The sequence below is a fragment of the Bacillus thermotolerans genome, from assembly GCF_000812025.2.
Classification (GTDB): Bacteria; Bacillota; Bacilli; order Bacillales; family Domibacillaceae; genus Quasibacillus; species Quasibacillus thermotolerans.
This window is the reverse complement of the sequence record NZ_JWJE02000047.1, coordinates 1-16,357: the sequence shown is the minus strand read 5'-3', so window position 1 is coordinate 16,357 and position 16,357 is coordinate 1. Positions and strand designations below refer to the sequence as shown.

General features: G+C 44.4%; 18 protein-coding genes and 2 pseudogenes. 14 read left to right on the top strand and 6 right to left on the bottom strand.

What is annotated here, in order from left to right; translation table 11 throughout:
• Positions 1–34 precede the first annotated feature (34 nt).
• Both QY97_RS14975 and QY97_RS14970 read left to right on the top strand, forming a co-directional pair.
• Positions 35–445: a DUF6220 domain-containing protein gene (locus QY97_RS14975; protein WP_046128771.1), complete on the top strand. Its 411-nt coding sequence runs from the start codon at positions 35–37 to the stop codon at positions 443–445.
• Positions 442–636, top strand: a complete 195-nt coding sequence (locus QY97_RS14970; RefSeq protein WP_039236173.1) for a DUF5957 family protein — start codon at positions 442–444, stop codon at positions 634–636. Before QY97_RS14975 ends, QY97_RS14970 begins: the two co-directional genes overlap by 4 nt.
• Before the next feature lie 35 nt (positions 637–671).
• Here QY97_RS14970 and QY97_RS14965 read toward each other — a convergent pair whose 3' ends face one another.
• Together QY97_RS14965 and QY97_RS14960 are read right to left on the bottom strand one after the other, a co-directional pair.
• Complete coding sequence (locus tag QY97_RS14965; protein ID WP_039236170.1) at positions 672–1,277, bottom strand: DedA family protein; 606 nt, start codon at positions 1,275–1,277, stop codon at positions 672–674.
• A 308-nt stretch (positions 1,278–1,585) separates the two neighbouring features.
• Complete coding sequence (locus QY97_RS14960) at positions 1,586–2,020, bottom strand: YndM family protein (protein ID WP_039236168.1); 435 nt, start codon at positions 2,018–2,020, stop codon at positions 1,586–1,588.
• Positions 2,021–2,192: 172 nt separating this feature from the next.
• Between QY97_RS14960 and QY97_RS14955 the strand changes: the two genes are divergently transcribed.
• The 4 genes from QY97_RS14955 (at position 2,193) to QY97_RS20065 (ending at position 4,988) form a co-directional block, all read left to right on the top strand.
• Complete coding sequence (locus tag QY97_RS14955; protein ID WP_039236213.1) at positions 2,193–2,813, top strand: spore coat protein; 621 nt, start codon at positions 2,193–2,195, stop codon at positions 2,811–2,813.
• Positions 2,814–3,103: 290 nt separating this feature from the next.
• A complete protein-coding gene (locus tag QY97_RS14950; protein ID WP_039236166.1) occupies positions 3,104–3,616 on the top strand; it encodes a DUF3231 family protein in 513 nt (170 codons plus the stop codon).
• A 337-nt stretch (positions 3,617–3,953) separates the two neighbouring features.
• Positions 3,954–4,778: a manganese catalase family protein gene (locus QY97_RS14945; RefSeq protein WP_039236163.1), complete on the top strand. Its 825-nt coding sequence runs from the start codon at positions 3,954–3,956 to the stop codon at positions 4,776–4,778.
• A 45-nt stretch (positions 4,779–4,823) separates the two neighbouring features.
• A complete protein-coding gene (locus QY97_RS20065; RefSeq protein ID WP_082090077.1) occupies positions 4,824–4,988 on the top strand; it encodes a DUF1540 domain-containing protein in 165 nt (54 codons plus the stop codon).
• Between the two features lie 30 nt (positions 4,989–5,018).
• Here the strand turns inward: QY97_RS20065 and QY97_RS14940 are convergent, their stop codons facing one another.
• The 3 genes from QY97_RS14940 to QY97_RS14930 all read right to left on the bottom strand — a co-directional run bounded on the left by QY97_RS14940 (position 5,019) and on the right by QY97_RS14930 (position 7,564).
• Entirely contained in the window at positions 5,019–6,452 is a 1,434-nt protein-coding gene (locus tag QY97_RS14940) for a HAMP domain-containing sensor histidine kinase (protein ID WP_039236159.1), read from the bottom strand.
• Positions 6,433–7,125: a response regulator transcription factor gene (locus tag QY97_RS14935; RefSeq protein ID WP_039236210.1), complete on the bottom strand. Its 693-nt coding sequence runs from the start codon at positions 7,123–7,125 to the stop codon at positions 6,433–6,435. The genes QY97_RS14940 and QY97_RS14935 overlap by 20 nt, the downstream gene beginning before the upstream one ends.
• A gap of 73 nt (positions 7,126–7,198) precedes the next feature.
• Complete coding sequence (locus QY97_RS14930) at positions 7,199–7,564, bottom strand: hypothetical protein (protein WP_039236156.1); 366 nt, start codon at positions 7,562–7,564, stop codon at positions 7,199–7,201.
• Positions 7,565–7,814: 250 nt separating this feature from the next.
• Here QY97_RS14930 and QY97_RS19655 point away from each other — a divergent pair, with 250 nt between their 5' ends.
• The 7 genes and pseudogenes from QY97_RS19655 (at position 7,815) to QY97_RS14890 (ending at position 15,414) form a co-directional block, all read left to right on the top strand.
• The gene (locus QY97_RS19655) at positions 7,815–8,873 is read left to right on the top strand and encodes an S-layer homology domain-containing protein (protein ID WP_052725841.1); all 1,059 of its coding nucleotides are present in this window, start codon (positions 7,815–7,817) and stop codon (positions 8,871–8,873) included.
• A 400-nt stretch (positions 8,874–9,273) separates the two neighbouring features.
• Complete coding sequence (locus QY97_RS14920) at positions 9,274–10,872, top strand: helix-turn-helix domain-containing protein (protein ID WP_039236153.1); 1,599 nt, start codon at positions 9,274–9,276, stop codon at positions 10,870–10,872.
• A 186-nt stretch (positions 10,873–11,058) separates the two neighbouring features.
• Positions 11,059–11,871, top strand: coding sequence for a phenylacetate--CoA ligase family protein (locus tag QY97_RS20725; RefSeq protein WP_198402941.1), 813 nt, complete (start codon positions 11,059–11,061; stop codon positions 11,869–11,871).
• Between the two features lie 41 nt (positions 11,872–11,912).
• The gene (locus tag QY97_RS20720; RefSeq protein ID WP_052728989.1) at positions 11,913–12,383 is read left to right on the top strand and encodes a phenylacetate--CoA ligase family protein; all 471 of its coding nucleotides are present in this window, start codon (positions 11,913–11,915) and stop codon (positions 12,381–12,383) included.
• Positions 12,384–12,396: 13 nt separating this feature from the next.
• Positions 12,397–13,961, top strand: a pseudogene (locus QY97_RS14910) (hydantoinase/oxoprolinase family protein).
• Complete coding sequence (locus QY97_RS14900) at positions 13,958–14,437, top strand: hypothetical protein (RefSeq protein ID WP_039236145.1); 480 nt, start codon at positions 13,958–13,960, stop codon at positions 14,435–14,437. The pseudogene QY97_RS14910 and the gene QY97_RS14900 overlap by 4 nt, the downstream one beginning before the upstream one ends.
• Before the next feature lie 26 nt (positions 14,438–14,463).
• Positions 14,464–15,414: pseudogene (locus QY97_RS14890) on the top strand (uroporphyrinogen decarboxylase family protein).
• Between the two features lie 29 nt (positions 15,415–15,443).
• Here the strand turns inward: QY97_RS14890 and QY97_RS14885 are convergent.
• A complete protein-coding gene (locus QY97_RS14885) occupies positions 15,444–15,866 on the bottom strand; it encodes a hypothetical protein (RefSeq protein ID WP_052728988.1) in 423 nt (140 codons plus the stop codon).
• Positions 15,867–16,092: 226 nt separating this feature from the next.
• On the opposite strand from QY97_RS14885, the gene QY97_RS20540 reads away from it, so the two are divergent.
• Positions 16,093–16,242 (top strand): hypothetical protein, encoded by a 150-nt coding sequence (locus tag QY97_RS20540; RefSeq protein ID WP_156994638.1) that lies wholly within the window; start codon positions 16,093–16,095, stop codon positions 16,240–16,242.
• Positions 16,243–16,357: the final 115 nt, after the last annotated feature.

The following is a 16,357-nucleotide window of genomic DNA, read 5'->3' as shown; positions in this document are numbered from 1 at the left end:
TCCTGATAAAGACATTCATCAGGGAGGAATTTTTATGGAGACACGATCAACAGCAAAACCCAATCGATTGGCTGGGCGTCTTTATGCGCTATTAGCGGCAGCTTTGCTTAGCTGTTTATTTATTCAGTTTTTCTTTGCGGGCATGGCCATTTTCGTTCATCCCGTCCATTGGTCGAAGCATGTTATTTTTGTTCATTTATTTGAATGGCTGCCCATCATCATGCTGCTTGCTTCGATTTTTGGCAAATTGCCGGGATCTTTTCGTTGGCGAACGGCAGCGCTCGTACTGCTCATCTTTATTATGTACTTTACCGCAAATGCAAGAGTGATTCTTCCTTTTGCCGCCGCGGCTCATCCAGTTATTGGAGTAATCATGGTTTGGCTGTCGGTTCATCTATTCAAGGCTTCCCTTCAGCTGTGGAGATGGGGGGAGAAAAGCCGATGAGAACACTTTTAGTTACTTTACTCGCACTAGCCGCAGGTTTCATAGCGGGGGTGATTCTTTCAGAACTGATTGGTGTCATCGGTTTCCTATGGATGGGACAGGCGGTCGGCATGAAGTATTTACCGGTTTATTTAGCTGCTGTTTTTGCAGCTGTTGCCTGGATATGGCTATCACGGAAAGAAAGTGCTTGAATGTATAAAAACAAACAGCCCGCAGAGAATGCGGGCTATTGCTGTCTTTTCTTAAAAATGATGATGATGAAAGCGAGAAATCCTGCGCCGATTCCGATATAAACGAGCATGGCATACATGTGGAGGAAGCGAAGAATATCTGACCAGGACTCTCCAAAAACAGCGCCGGTGAAAACGATGAGAAAATTCCAGATTAATGTGCCGACCGCTGTAAAAAGAAGAAAAAGCGGCATTTTCATCCGTGCCATCCCGGCTGGAATAGAGATTAAGCTTCGTATGAATGGAATGACCCGGCAGATGAGCACCGTCCAGTATCCATAGCGGTCGAACCAGCGCTGAGCATACTCTACATCCTTCTTGCTTAAACGAAGAAGGTGTCCCCAGCGGCTGACCGCTTTTTCCACGGTGTGAACATCGAGCAGAGTACCGACTTTATAGAGGATCACTGCTCCTGCAAGCGACCCGGCAGTGGCGGATAAGACGACACCTAATACGGTCAAGGGTGTGAAAGTCGTCATTGCACCGCCGAAGGCCAAAATGACTTCTGACGGAATGGGCGGAAAGATATTTTCAAGTGCGATTAGCAGAAACACACCGGCATAGCCGAATTCTCCCATTACTTCAATGATCCAGCTTTGCATACAACCCCTCATTTCACTAACTGTTTCTACTATCGTATGAAGGGTTGTCCAGAGAAATGAGGAAAGAGCCGATAAATTTAACGGCTCTCAGGCGAGGTGCGATTAGCTGTTCAGTTTCCGGTAAATGGTTAGCAGCTGCTGGTGTTCTTTCTCCGTCAGCTTTTCAACTAACTGACTGTGTAACTTTCCCCTTCCTTTACATTGCTCCAAGAAAAATACTTAAATGACCAAATATGGATTCAAGAAACAAATCATTATGGGCAAGATGATTACATAAAATAAGCCGGGGCCATAACGGCCACCGGCTTTTATCTATCTTCTTTATGAATATCCGTTTCTTCTGCCATTTCGGTTGTATAAGCAGGTTCCGTGCGAACTGTACGTTGATCATTTTCTTCGTTGTGGCCCTGACTGGCGAGGTAGCTATGGAAGAAGTATTCAGCAATGGCAATTACGGCTGCCGTCCAGAAGCTTGCCCAGCCTAGGGAAATGTTTTCATTAATAATCATGGAGCCGATCAGCCAAATTCCTATATAAGCGAGGCCGAAATCAGCTACAGTCGCGGAGAGGTTTCCGTACCGCGGCAAAATGAATAAGTCACCGATTAAATAAGCAGCGATCGTCAGCAGGATGCTGATGGTTAATATTTCACCAAAGTCTGCACCGTAGAAGAGGCCAAGAACAAGCCATACGGCCGCTGTCACCATCACGAACTTGATCAGTAACGCTCTTGCGTGTTCCATTTCTTCACCCCCTCTTCGATAGTTTGAATCCTCGGAATGAAAATATTCCTGCAAAACAGGAAGTTCGAGCGGTATATATGGTGAGGATTTCCATAAAAAAGCAAGCGTATAAAACACTTCTTCCGAGTTAAACTAACGGCGTACCACTCAATCGCAGGAGGGATGTCAGTTGATGAATCAACAAAATGAACAAACTCATATTAATATGCATACAGGGGCTGTACCACAGCAGTTGAACCACGGAGCACACGAGGTGCTGGATGTCCATGAAGTGCTGTCTGGTGCGATAGGTGCGATGGACCAGTACACAATGCTTCGTTCTCATGTGCAAGATCAGGAATTGCTTGATATTCTCGACCGTCAGTATCAGTTCATGCAGCAGGAATACAATACGACGCTTGATTGCTTCCAGTCCGGGAAAGATCCGGCAGTGCCAACAAAGAGCTATAACATGAAGCAGGATAACGACTTTGTATATGGCTTAAAGCAATCGCAGCCGAAGAAGCCGATGCAATCCGCTTCGGAAATTAATGACGCCTATATTTCCGGTGCGTTGCTTGGTGCGGTTAAGTCTATGGCTGCGATGAAGACAGCAGCTGCACTTGAAGCGACCAACCCAGTGGTTCGCCGTGTGCTGGCTGACTCCATCCCGAACTGTATTGAGATGGCGTACGAGCTTTCTATTTATCAGAACAAACATCATTATTACCAAGTACCTCAGCTTCCGCAGCAAGATGCACAAATGATGATGCAATCGTATGCACCAGCTGGAAACAATCCATCCATGCATTAATGCGGAGAAGCGCCGTCCTTTTTGGGCGGCGTTTTTTTACATATAAAGAGTGAAATCGCTCATTTATGGAAAATAATCGCTCATAAAGCAGAGATAATCGCTCATAAAAAATGGGGATCGCTCATAAAGCAAGAAGGATCGCTCATAAAACAGAATTCCTCCTCATACTGTGATTACTGATTTGTCATCATCTGTTAAAACGAAAGAAAGCACATACGGTTCTCGTTTTCGGTCATGATATAAATGTGTGCAAGGCACACAAAATCAATGAGCGAAATAGGGGGACTACAATGGGTATCTTAAGCGGAAATCCAAAGAATGAACCAATGCATTACGGTGAAGTGTTCTCTGTATGGTCAGCACTGCATGTAGCGAACACAGCGGTGAGCACTTACCAGGTCCTGCTTAATCATTCAGGAGATACGCATTTGAGAAAGCTGGTCCAGGATATGATTGAGCAAGGCCGTTCAGAAGCAAAGCAATTGGAAGAGCTGCTGAAAGAGAATGGCATCGGCTTGCCTCCTGGCCCTATGGACCGTCCCGAGGCAGATGTAAATACAATTCCAGCAGGTGCACGCTACCAGGATGCTGACGTGGCTGCGATTATTTCCAGCAACAATGCGACAGCATTAACCGCCTGCAGCCAGATCATCGGCCAATGTATTCGCGAGGATATTGCTGCTATGTTCCTGCAGTTCCACACTCAGAAGGCAGCGCTTGGTGTACGTCTGCTGCAATTGAATAAAGATAAAGGCTGGTTAGTTGCACCGCCGCTTCATCATAAAGAACCTGTTCACGTCTAACTTGAAACACGGACGACCCCGGAGAAGGATTTTCCTCTGCGGGGTCGTTTGTTTTTTCAGAGTGGCGACACAAACACAAGAATAACTGCATTGTCTTGACCTGCCTTGAGGAGCTGTAATTAAAGACATCTCAAAGCAGGCTTTTTGTCGTTTCTAAAAGAACTAACACTGTGCGTACAGTATATGGCTAGATTAAGAGATAAGGCATATATTTATTTAATTCTCGAAAAATATTTGTTTAAAAATGGGGAAGTGTGGAATTAACATACTAGGTTTTCAGATGAAGAAATACTTAACACCAATGTAAAAAATATCTACCATGCGAAGGTGGTATGTTATGTTTTTCCATAAGAAAGAGCTTCAATTCCATGCAAAGCCTGATAAGCCGGATCCGGTATATGCGAAACAGCTGCAGGAAATTCTTGGCGGGCAATTCGGAGAAATCTCTGTTGCCATGCAATACTTATTCCAAGGCTGGAACACAAGAGGGAATGAAAAATATAAAGATTTAATTATGGACACAGGCACGGAAGAGCTTGGACACATTGAAATGATCGCAACAATGATTGCTCGTCTGCTTGACCGCGCACCGGTGAATGAGCAGGAGAAAGCCTCCAAGGATCCAGTGATCGGGGCAATCATGGGCGGTATGAATCCACAGCATGCGATTGTTTCTGGACTTGGTGCTGTGCCGAAGGATAGCACAGGTGTGCCGTGGAATGCCGGTTATATTATCGCAAGCGGCAACTTGCTGGCAGACTTCCGTGCGAACTTGAATGCGGAGTCACAAGGAAGACTGCAAGTAGCTCGCTTGTATGAAATGACTGATGACCGTGGTGTGAAAGAAATGCTTTCCTTCCTGCTGGCGCGCGATACCATGCATCAGAACCAGTGGATTGCAGCAATTAAAGAGCTGGAAGAGAAAGAAGGCGTCGTTGCACCTGCTTCTGTGCCTCCTGAATACGAAGCAACAGAGTTCTCCCATAAGTTGTACAACTTCTCTGAAGGTGCAGAAAGCGCGACTGGCAGCTGGGCAAGCGGCACAGCGCCGGATGGAGCTCAATTTGAATACGAGGATATGCCGGTGATTTACGGCGAAAAGCCGAAGCTGGAGCCAGCACCGCCATACATTCATGGTACCCCTCCACATGACCCGAAATAAGTCTTGTGTTGACATCTGAGAATAATCATAGAGGAGGTTTTAAACTTGGCAAAAGATATACTAGATGGTGTGATTTGTGATGTGAACAACTGTGTGTATTGGGAAGAAGGAAACAGATGTTCAGCTGATGAAATTCTCATCGTCAGTCATAGAGGAACAAAAGCATCAACCGTCGAAGAGACGGATTGCCAAACATTTGAGCGTTCATAATAAAAAAGCCTGCCACTCCGGCAGGTTTTTTTATTGATCTAAAAGAGGCAGGCGAATGACAAAGATCGTTCCGTGCGGTGAGCTTTCTTTCAATAAAAGTTCACCATGCATAGCCTCAGCCAGCAGCCTGCTGAAGGGAAGACCAAGCCCGAGGCCGCGCACCTTATATTTCTTTCCTTCCCCCCGGTAGAAGCGTTCGAAAATGAGATCCTGTTCCTCTAGCGGAATGCCGGACCCATTGTCCCTTACTTCTATATGAAGCCGATTGTCTTCCTCTAATAGAACGACTTCGATTTTTCCGGTTGAAGGGTTTACGGCATGGAGGGCATTATTCAATAGATTGACCAGAATTTGCTGAAGGCGCATAGGGTCAATAGAAAGTATGCGGTCATGTGCTAGTAAGGAAACAGCCACCTCTACACCCTCCATTTCCTGACCAAGCTTCCATTGATGGACCATGTCCTCGATTAAATCGTTTGCCTCATGCTGTTCAGAGGTCACCGGAAGGGCATTCGCGGAAAAGGAGTTAAACTCCAGCAGGTCATTAATCATTACCTGCATTTTAGTTGTTTCCTTCAGCGAAATATCAAGAAAGTCTTTGGCTTCCTCTCCAGTCACTACTTCGTCCTTCACCGCCTGCAGCAGGCCGCTGATAGAGGTGACGGGTGTTTTTAATTCATGGGTGACACCGGCTAACAGCTCGGCTCGTGTAGCTTCCAGCTGTTCAAGCTTCTGAGCCATTTCTTTGAAGGAATGGACGAGGTCATGGACTTCTTGTTCTTTTACATAATCAGGCAAACGGACGTCATAGTTGCCATGTTCAACCTGTTTAGCAGCTTCTGCTACCTGGCCGATTGGCTTAGCTAAGCGGAGAGACAGCAAATAGATGACCGCCCATCCGAGCAAGCCAAGGCTGAGAATAAGAATAGCCAGCAAACGGTATTCCTCTTTCAGGCGTTCCAGCTCATTCTCAGGCTGCACCATCACTACCCAGCCAAATGTCAGCCCTTCCACTTCAATCGGCTTCTTAATCATCCAGAGTCGAGAGCGGCCCTGTACTTCGTCTGTTAGCTTCAGGACATCGGTGTTCCGGTTGAGAAGCGCGACAGGGAAGGAGTCCATCAATGTGAAGGTTCCCGGCTCGCTAGCCGACAGAATTTGTCCGCTGACATCAATAATATAAACGGCTGGGGGCTGCTCTGTATCGGAGAATAGCTTTCGATCCTCCAGCTCATCCCTCTTGAATGAGGGCGGAAGAAGGTCATCCTCCTGTGCGCCTGCAATTCGATAAGCGAGCTCCTCAGCAATAAACTCTGAGGCCTCCAGCCGGTTTTCAAGCATCGCGTGTTGAAGCCAGAGAATGGACAAACCGGCTGCTATGAGCAGGCCGAGAAAGAGAGCCGCAACATAGCGGGTTGTCCAATATCGCAGTAAAGAAATGCGTTTAGTTGTCTTCGTAAACACAGAATTGATACCCCAATCCACGTAATGTTTTGATCTCTCCTTCACTTTCCGGCCAGTTTTTTAGCGACTTGCGGAGCCTCTTGATAGATAAATCAACAGCCCGATCGCTGCCATCATAATCGTGTCCCCACACCTGCTCAATCAATTGCTCCCGGGTGAAGGTTCGATTCGGATGGGAGGCAAGGAACAGCAAGACGGACAAATCACGAGGCGTTAAATCAACCTCTGTACCCTTAAGCATGACACGGTGCGCCTGCAGGTCAATTGTTAAACTCCCGTAATGTTTGATATCAGAAGGGGTCGGCTCTCCAGTGGTGCGTCTGAGTACAGCTTTAATTCGGGCGAGCACCTCTTCGCCATTGAATGGCTTAGGAATGTAGTCGTCGGCCCCGCCATTCAATCCTTCCAGCCGGTAGGATACATCTCCAAGAGCGGTTAGCATGATTACAGGACAAGAGCCTGCTTCACGGATAGACTTCAGCACTGTCCACCCATTTGCTTTTGGCATCATGACATCTAATAGAACAAGGTCAGGCGAGCTGGCATGAAACTTTTCAAGAGCTTCCTCACCATCGAATGCTTGGATGACTTCATAGCCAGCCTTTACTAGGTAGGCTTTTAATACTTGACTAATCGCTAATTCGTCTTCTGCCACGAGAATTACTGCGGTCACTTCGTTCACCTCTTTCTTATTTTTTAGTATAGGCAAAAAGAAAGAAGCTGCCAAATGGCAGCTGTAAGGGGGATTATTCGTTTTTCTCCTTTGCTGCTCGCTGTGCGTTCCGGATGTCGTCTCTCAATGTCTCCAAGTCTTTTCCCGATGTGACAATACCTAAGTGATCAGCCTGTCGGATCAATTTAGCTTGGCGAACTTCTCCAGCAAGCGTTTCAAAGTCTTTGCCTTCTGGGTCAATGCCGAAGTCTTCTGCTTGCTCTAGAATGATATCTGAAAAGCTTCTAATCGGCTTTATCTGGTTATTCTCTCCGTACTTATAAGAAGCCGTCTGTGATTTTGATACGACAGGGCTGGCTGCAGAAATAGACGGCGAAAGGCTTAAGATGCTGATCGATAGAGCCCCGCTCATCACGTACGACATAGTCTTTTTTTTCATTTATTGGTTCCTCCTATGTATGCAGAAAGGATTGATTTATAATTGATACTTTTACTATATAGAAGGAATGTGTCAGGTGCATGTCAATAAAGCAATTTATTTGTTTAATTTTTGTATAAATAGTGAAAATAAGAATAGTAAACCCCATTTTTATCAAACTATGAGTTCTGTAATGGGTAGAATGTCAACATATATGATATAATGAAATATAAGGCAATGAATTAATTATTTCTCAAAGAAGGTGGAAAAGATGAAGCTTTCTAAAAAAATGAGCACAGCAGTTGTTGCGTTGCTGCTTTCCGGTGGAGTGCTGGCGACGCCTGCGAATGCGGAAGATGCATTCAGTGATGTCTCAAGTGGTTATTGGGCTTATTCTCAAATTGAAGGGCTGGCTGACAAAGGAATTGTTACTGGTTTTAAAGATGGTACATTCCGGTCTGCAGAGATAGCCACCCGTGCACAAAGTGCGATTTTCATTGGTCGTGCTGTTAATGTAGACACGAGTGAGACAGGCAGCGTTGCATTTAAAGACATTTCGCCGCGCAGTACGGTAGCTTATCCGTACATAGCAGGGCTAACGGAGCGAGGAGTTTATGCTGAAGAGGAACAGTTCCATCCGAACCGGGAACTGACTCGTGCAGATTTGGCACACATGCTTGTGAAGGCCTTCAACCTGCCAATTGCTGACAATGCGTCGTTTACGGACGTGCCGGACAGCCACTGGGCAGCCGAGGATATCCGCTCGATTGCTGCAGCAGGGATTATTAGCGGGACATCTGCTACAACCTTCTCGCCGAATAAGCCGGTAACAAGAGGAGAGCTTTCTGTTTTTATTAATAATGCTCTTAACTATTCTCCTCAAAACGGGCAAAATGAAGAAGTGACGGTTGAGCAGTCCGGACAGGCACAGGAAGTGGATAATCATTCAGAGCTTGAGCAGCAAATTTTAAAGCTCGTCAATGAAGAGCGGGCGAAAGCAGGCGCTCCGGCCCTTACGCTAGCTCAAGATATTAGTAAGGTAGCACAGAAGAAGTCAGAGGATATGGCGGAAAAAGATTACTTTGACCACAACTCGCCTACATATGGCAGTCCATTTGCTATGATGGAACAATTTGGTCTTGACTATACATTGGCAGGCGAAAACATCGCAGCCGGCTACCAAAGTGCGAGCGCTGTCATGGAGGACTGGATGGACAGCCCCGGACACCGGGCAAACATCCTAAATCCAGGCTATAAAGAAATCGGTATTGGCATCGCAAACGGCGGCGAATACGGCACGTACTACACGCAAATGTTTATTGCTAGATAATTAAATATACTCAACTAATATTCTTAAAGAGCCAGGGGATAAGATCTGGCTCTTTTTGTATTTCCGTGCAGAATAAAAGTGACTCAAGATGTCACCAGATATAAAATATTGACAACTTTCAGAATAGAAAGTAATTTATAATTTATCAGCAGGGTGATGCATGGCCGATGGATTATGTTTATGGGAGGGAATGAACGATTGCCTATTCACAAATGACTCTAAACGAAAACCAAATTACCTTGCTCCAAAGCACGCTAGAAACTCTTCACAATATTAAAGATTGGGAGATGTTAACGGAAACGATTATTAGGGAAGCGGTTACTTTGTTAGGCGGCGGAAAAGGAGAGTTTTTTGTTTTTGATATGGTTTAAAGCAGTTAATTTCCCAAGCAAGCTGCAATATGAATAAGACAGAAAGAAGAAAGTTAGCAGAACAAACAAAAAAGATCTTTGACATACAACAAAATAGAGAAAGAAGGTCATTTAAACAAGAGGATGCTTACTTCTTCCCAATTACAAAACAAAAAGAATTTTTAGGTGCATTAGTGGTCATGCCACAGCAAAATCATTACTTTTCTAATGAACAGATAAATTTAATCCATGTATTTATGCAGTCTGTCCCCATCATTCTTGAAAATTCACGACTATTTTTAATTATGCAGCGACGAGCGGAAGGTCTTACTTATATGAACCAATTGCGCCGGCTTATTGATGTGTATTCATTCCAGGATATTCTCGCAGATATTGTTCAGAAGGTAGGGGAGTTACTTCATTCTGAAATGGCGGGTATCATGCTTTACGAGCCAGGTACAAATGAACTCGTCCTGCAAAAGCCTGCTTTTGGCTCTTGGCAGGAATCAGTTATTAAGCAATACCGAGTCCCTCTTACGGAGAATAGCAATGCGAAGAATGTATTTCTAACTGGCACCCCATCAATCACAGCTGATGCTCCATCCGATCCGCGTTACAGCCAGCGGTTTATTAAGCTATTTCAAGCAAAAACGCTTATTACCGCTCCTTTGATCGTAGACAATAAGCGAATTGGAGTTTTGCATGCGATTAATAAAAAGAATGGGTATTTTACACAAATTGATTTAGAATCCCTAGTAGAAATATCTAAAGAGCTCGGTGTCATCCTTAATGCAGCCCTTCAGATGGCTGCTGCAGGAACAGAAGAATATAAGCGGTTAGAGATTGAGCGCCATCTCATTCAGCAGCTGTTTACTTGTTTAATTAATAGCAACGAAGAAAAACTGCAGGAAGCTGCTGATATTGTTAAAACGCTGGGATTATCTCTTGAACCAAGAGTCAGTGTGTTGAAAGTTGGTCTGTATAACAAGAATGGATGGGATCACACGCTCTTAAATCATCATTCAAAATCATTAATTGCAAAGATTGAAAGAGTACTTAATCATTCCTGCGCCATTTACAAAGACGGAGCCCTTACGGTTCTTGTTCCTCATGAATTAGAATTTGATATTGAACAAGTATGCCTAGTGCTGCAAAAGCAATTGCAAGATCAAATGAATACTGTATTGAAAAGTGAATCTGAATCGAAAGTTTTAATTGGAATTGGTGAATCGGTAGAATCACTGAGGGATGTTTGTCATTCATACCAGCAAGCAGAACGAATTTTAAATGCCTTGCCATATATCCAGCACATTGAGAACGTTGGGTACTACCCTTCATGCGGAAGCTGGACTTTACTCTCCTCCATGTCAGTAAATGATAGTTCCACCGTCAGCGAATACACTAATTTATATTTGAAGAAGATCAATGAATTTAAAAACGCAAAAGAAGTAAAGGAAACGTTGGAAGCGTACTTAAGGCATAATGGCCATATTAAGAAGACGGCAGAAGAATTGTTTATCCACCAAAACACCTTAAAATATCGGCTTGAAAGAATTCAGGATATGACGGGATTCGATTTAAACGACTTCGAAGTCCGGCTGAACTTAACACTGGCTTTACGGTTAGAGCAGCTGAAGGTCAACCAATAGAAGAATAGGTTTGTCTCCTAGGGCGCATGCGCGCTTATAAGAGACAAGCCTATTCTTTTTTTGTGAGTCTGAAACAAATCTTCAGGAAAAAATCATTCATTCTTTGTGGATTAGAAACCTAGTAGTCTACGGAGAAGATCAATATAACTAGTACATAATATTCTAAATATTTTAAAAATATGAGGAGTGAGTAATGATATGCTCTCCTATAAACATGGAGTGGAAGAACAGCTGGAGAAAGAGGTACTGCAGAATTTGCAAACAGAAAAGCTAAAAAGACAGGTTGATTATGTGTATCGACATTCTCCTATGTATGCTGCAAAGTTTGACAAAGCAGGATTTAAACCAGAGGATATTCAAACATTGGACGATTTGGCGAAGATTCCTTTTACAGAGAAGTGGGAAATCCGGGAAAGTCAGAAGGATGTGTTTGATCTTGGTTCCCATCAATGTGCCGACATGGAGGATGTTATTAGAATTCACTCCTCATCTGGTACGACAGGAAAACCGACATATGTAGGCATTACTAAGCGTGATAGCGAAGTATGGACAGACATTGTATCAAGAGTGTATTACACAGCTGGGGTCAGGCCAGAACACAAAGTGATCTTCGCTATGGGCTTATCCTTCTTCGTTGGCGGGCTGCCTTTAAAGGATGGCATTGAACGTCTCGGAGCTACATTCATACCTATTGGTACAGGGGCCTCTGAGCGGTTAGTTACGACAGCTTTAAGCTTAAAACCAGATGTGCTTCTCTGTACCCCATCTTATGCTAACTACCTCGCTGACTATATTCGCTCAATTGATATGGATCCAAAGGATTTAGGCATTAAGCTGATTGGTACGGGGGGAGAGCCTGGAGGCGGCCTTCCAGAAGTAAGACAAAAAATCGAACAGGATTGGGGAGCGCGTGTATTCGAAGCGATGGGCAATGCGGATATGGCACCTGTTGTATTTTCTGAATGTCCCGACGGTATTTCGTTGCCCCGGATTATGTGATCTGCGAGTTGATCGACCCGGACAGCGGAGAGGTAAAGCCGATGGAAGATGGAAGCTCAGGTGAACTTGTTTATACGGCAATTGATAGAGAATGTGTACCGCTCTTGAGGTTCCGAACAAGAGATTTAATCACTGTAAAAACAGGCAAATGCTCTTGCGGGCGAAGCAGTTTTAGAATTCGCTGCATAGGCCGCACAGACGATATGCTCATTATTCGCGGAGTCAATGTTTTCCCGACAGCGATCAAGGATGTGGTTAGCAGTCTTTATCCTCGAACAACCGGCGAAATCCAGATCATGTTGTACCAGGAAGGACCGGCCGTAGAACCGCCTCTGCATATAAAAGCAGAGTACGCAAAAGAGACATCACCAGAAGCATTGCCGGCATCAAAGAAAGAGGTTGAGGATCTGCTTAGGGCAAAGCTGATGTTCAAGGCTAACGTAGAGTTAGTGCCAGAGGCCACATTGCCGCGTTTTGAAATGAAATCTAAATATGTTGAAGTGACACTATAAGGAGGCGTTTTGAATGGCAAAAGCACAATATACGGTAGATATTGATACGGGAGGTACTTTCACAGACGGATTCTTTTCATACGGGGATCAGTTTGAAGCTGTAAAGGTGGATACGACACCGCATGATTTAACGGTCTGCTTTAATAACTGCATTGCTGAAGGGGCAAAGCGATTTGGTTTCAAAAATGTAAGCGATTTCCTTAAAGAAACAAAAACCATTCGGCTCTCGACTACTGTCGGAACAAACTCTCTCATTCAGCAAACAGGCCCGAAAATTGGGTTAATCGTGACAAAAGGAAATGAGAAAGCCTTATATCAGCAGGATGACAACCCTCTTCTCAACTTCCTAATTCAACCAGAACTTGTTGTATCGGTCGATGAAGAAGTATCGGAAAACGGAGAGCTAGTAAAGGCGATCAATGAAGAAGAAGTAAAACTTGCGACAAAGCAACTATTAGAGCAAGGTGCTCGGGTTCTTGTAGTCAGTTTGAGAAATTCTCATGCGAATCAACAGAATGAAAAGCGCGTCAGAAAAATCATCCAAGAAGACTTTCCGAAGCATTATCTTGGAACGAAGCCTATTCAGCTAGGCAGTGAAATTAGTTCCCATGCTAATGATGCAATCCGTACAAATGCAGCGGTTGTCAATGCGTACCTTCACCCAGACATGGTGAAATATTTGTACAAAGCAGATGAAGGGGTCAGACAGAAAGGATTTACCAAACCATTGCTCATTGCCCATGCAAATGGCGGTGTAGCACGTGTGGCGAAAACGAAGGCGCTTGATACGTATAACTCAGGGCCAGCTTCAGGATTAATGGGAACGAGATATATCGGAAAAATGTATGGGTTGGACAATATTATGTCTGTTGATGTCGGAGGAACGAGTACAGATGTAGGGTTAATTTCAAATGGAGAGCTGACATTTGATACAGAATCCAGTATAGCTGAAATTCCTGTTCATTCTCCTTTGATTCATGTGCTATCAGTCGGCGGCGGAGGCGGATCTATCGCGAAGGTAACGCCGGAGGGAACGATTCAGCTGGGCCCTGAAAGTGCCGGAGCGTACCAGGACCTGCATGCTTTGACCTTGGCGGAACAAGGCCGACCGTGACGGATGCATGTGTCGTATTAGGGATTATTGATCCTGATTACTTCTTGGGCGGCACGAAGAAAATATCTAAAGAGAAAGCGATCAATGCTGTTCAAAAATGGATTGCGGCTCCTCTTAACATTTCCAATGAGGAAGCGGCTGCCTTAATTGTTGACAAGATTGAACAGATTGGAGCTGATACGCTCAATCAATTAGCTGTTGAACGTGATAAGAACATACAAGACTTCCAGCTGTTTTCCTTTGGAGGCGGAGGCGGGTTGTTCTCCGGCGGCATGGCAAGAAAGAGCGGCATGAAGAAAGTATACACATTCCCATTCAGCTCTGTGTTCAGTGCCTTCGGGTTGTCAACTGCTGACATTGCTCATACTTATCAAGAGCGCATCGATTACGATTTTGCTCCAAGTAAAGATGTATCTGGCTTTATCGGTGCAGCGAATGACAAGTTAGAACAAATAAAATTGTGAATGCCAATTACTTCGAGAAGATGGAAAGAGGCGATAGTGACCTTCCGACAAATACAGCAGAATTGGTACAGAATCGTTCCATCGAAGGAGAGTATGTGATAGATCGTGCTCCTCGTCCAGCTTCAGCAGTAAAGAAAGGAGATATCTTTGTTGCTAACTCTGTTGGCGGAGCAGGCTACGGAGATGTGTTGGATCGTGATCCCCAAAGCGTGATTCAAGATTTAAAAGACGAGCTGATTTCAGATTGGACAGCACGCAACGTCTACAAGGTCGTATATGATCCTGAGACCTATACGGTAGATGAGGAGAAAACAGAGCATGCTAGAGCAGCTGAAAGGAAAGACCGGTTGAGAAGAGGAAAGAATTATGATGGATTCATGGCCGAATGGTCACAGAAGAAACCGGCTGAGGAAGCGCTTGAATACTATGGAAGCTGGCCGAATGCAGAGCCAACAAGAGAAATTGTCCGGATGTAAAAAATAAATCAGAAAGGGGTCCCTCTATGAACCAAAAAGAGTTAGTTCAAAAGTTCTTCAAAGGCCGAGCGGTGACTCGGCCCCCTTTCCTTCCATTGCCAGGCACGTACTTAGTGAAGGTAGATCAGGTGACGATTCCTACACTTTTGCAGGATGACAGCACCTTGTATTCTTCGCTTATTAATACGCAAAAGTTATTAGGGTATGATGCCATCATTCTTCCTATTGATACGTCGCTGGAAGCGGAGGCGTTTGGAGCGAAATTACAGTAGAATGATACGGAAATGCCAGTCGTAGCAGAGCATTTGCCGATGGAGAGAGAGATCGATGAAGCCGACTTTCTTGAAAGAGGGAGAGTCCCTATTATTAAGGAGGTAGTCGAGCGGCTTGTAGCAGTTCAAGGAAAAGAACTGCCAATTATCGCAACCATTTCTGGTCCCTTTACGATTCTTCAACAGCTGTACGGCAAAGAGATTGAGTCAGCAGATACTGAACTCATTAAGTCACGCCTGGAGACGATCACACAAGCGCTAATCGGTCTATGTAAATCCTTTGGAGACGCTAAAGTGGACGGCATCCTTATTAATGAAGAGGCAGAGATGACTTCTGATCAAATGAAAGAGCTTAGCCGAGCCTATAAACCGATTTTCAATGTCATTAAGTTTTATAACATTTTTGGCATTCTCAGACTTCCTGATGAGATAGAATCAGCAGAATCAATCGGCGATCTTTCAGATGCAATCCTTGGACCGATGGGATTGGTGGTGAATTCAAAAACGGTAAGAACGAAAGGAATTGCACTGCCAGATTCTGTATGGGAAGAGGCCCTTGAGTTTGACGAGCTTTCAGCTATGTGGAAGGATAATAAGAAAAGAAGGTTGTTTTTCTCAACAAGATCTCCTCTCAATTTGGAAATCAGCTTAAATGATTTACAGGAAAAAATTGCTATGCTTTGTGCAGAGGAGAAATGGGCTTAATCATTTCTCACGAACAAGCCAAGCCGGCCTTAATGAACCGGCTTGGTTTGTTCATTTTCAATATATTGTTTGGCAATCTCATAACAACCATTAATATGAGCCTTTCCTAAATATTTCATAGCCGCAAAACTGATCCCGGTAGAAGCTGCCTGGCCGAGAATCGGCACGACCTTAACTGCTTGTTTGACCGCAATCTTTGTGCTGATTTTTTTCAGCATCTGAATGACGACTTGCTTCGTGATCAGCTTCCCGACAAGTTCGCTGCCGACCGAGACGAGGAGCACTCGTTTAACCTCCGGATCAAGCTCCTCTATTTGCTCCTTGGATAAGCCAAATCTGCGGTTGATCGCTGGAAGCAGCTCTCTCATTAATGCAACATCGGCTGCTACGTCTGTTCCAAGGATAGGAACAGCTGCTGCAAGTGCCGAAGCGGAAGCTCTTTTGGAGACCATCTTTTCGCACTCTTCCTTAATATGATTTAGTTCTTCGATTGTGGTAGGCAGACCAATAGTTATTCCCTCATTTCTCTTTGTTCTATTTCCACCATACCCTTATTAGTCCTTACAGAATCTAACAGAAAAGAGTATATTTATCTTTTTGTTGGAAAATATTTTAACTTTGTAGTATTATATAGTTGGTTTTTAATATAAGTCTATTTAATTATTGAGGTAAAGAGAAATGAACATTCCGGAACAGAAAGAATTGCTGCTGCTTATGCAGGAAGCGCTCGAGGAAGGAAATCGAGAAGATTGTAAAGTAGTGCAAGTGATGGAGCTTATTACGGAAAGAATGCAAGAAATGTACAGAGAAAAAGTACATAGCAGTTAGAAGGCGGCGAAAGCCGTCTTTTTTCTTGTGTGCCAGGCATGGCAACTATCTAGGTGGTGAGAGTCCACTGTGGGGGTACACATCGACCAACCACTAAGGAAGCGCAAGGTACTTA

Coding starts and splice junctions, on each gene's coding strand:
- QY97_RS14975 (WP_046128771.1), top strand. CDS start 35: ATGGAGACACGATCAACAGCAAAACCCAATCGATTGGCTGGGCGTCTT.
- QY97_RS14970 (WP_039236173.1), top strand. CDS start 442: ATGAGAACACTTTTAGTTACTTTACTCGCACTAGCCGCAGGTTTCATA.
- QY97_RS14965 (WP_039236170.1), bottom strand. CDS start 1,277: ATGCAAAGCTGGATCATTGAAGTAATGGGAGAATTCGGCTATGCCGGT.
- QY97_RS14960 (WP_039236168.1), bottom strand. CDS start 2,020: ATGGAACACGCAAGAGCGTTACTGATCAAGTTCGTGATGGTGACAGCG.
- QY97_RS14955 (WP_039236213.1), top strand. CDS start 2,193: ATGAATCAACAAAATGAACAAACTCATATTAATATGCATACAGGGGCT.
- QY97_RS14950 (WP_039236166.1), top strand. CDS start 3,104: ATGGGTATCTTAAGCGGAAATCCAAAGAATGAACCAATGCATTACGGT.
- QY97_RS14945 (WP_039236163.1), top strand. CDS start 3,954: ATGTTTTTCCATAAGAAAGAGCTTCAATTCCATGCAAAGCCTGATAAG.
- QY97_RS14930 (WP_039236156.1), bottom strand. CDS start 7,564: ATGAAAAAAAAGACTATGTCGTACGTGATGAGCGGGGCTCTATCGATC.
- QY97_RS19655 (WP_052725841.1), top strand. CDS start 7,815: ATGAAGCTTTCTAAAAAAATGAGCACAGCAGTTGTTGCGTTGCTGCTT.
- QY97_RS14920 (WP_039236153.1), top strand. CDS start 9,274: ATGAATAAGACAGAAAGAAGAAAGTTAGCAGAACAAACAAAAAAGATC.
- QY97_RS20720 (WP_052728989.1), top strand. CDS start 11,913: ATGGAAGATGGAAGCTCAGGTGAACTTGTTTATACGGCAATTGATAGA.
- QY97_RS14885 (WP_052728988.1), bottom strand. CDS start 15,866: ATGGTCTCCAAAAGAGCTTCCGCTTCGGCACTTGCAGCAGCTGTTCCT.
- QY97_RS20540 (WP_156994638.1), top strand. CDS start 16,093: ATGAACATTCCGGAACAGAAAGAATTGCTGCTGCTTATGCAGGAAGCG.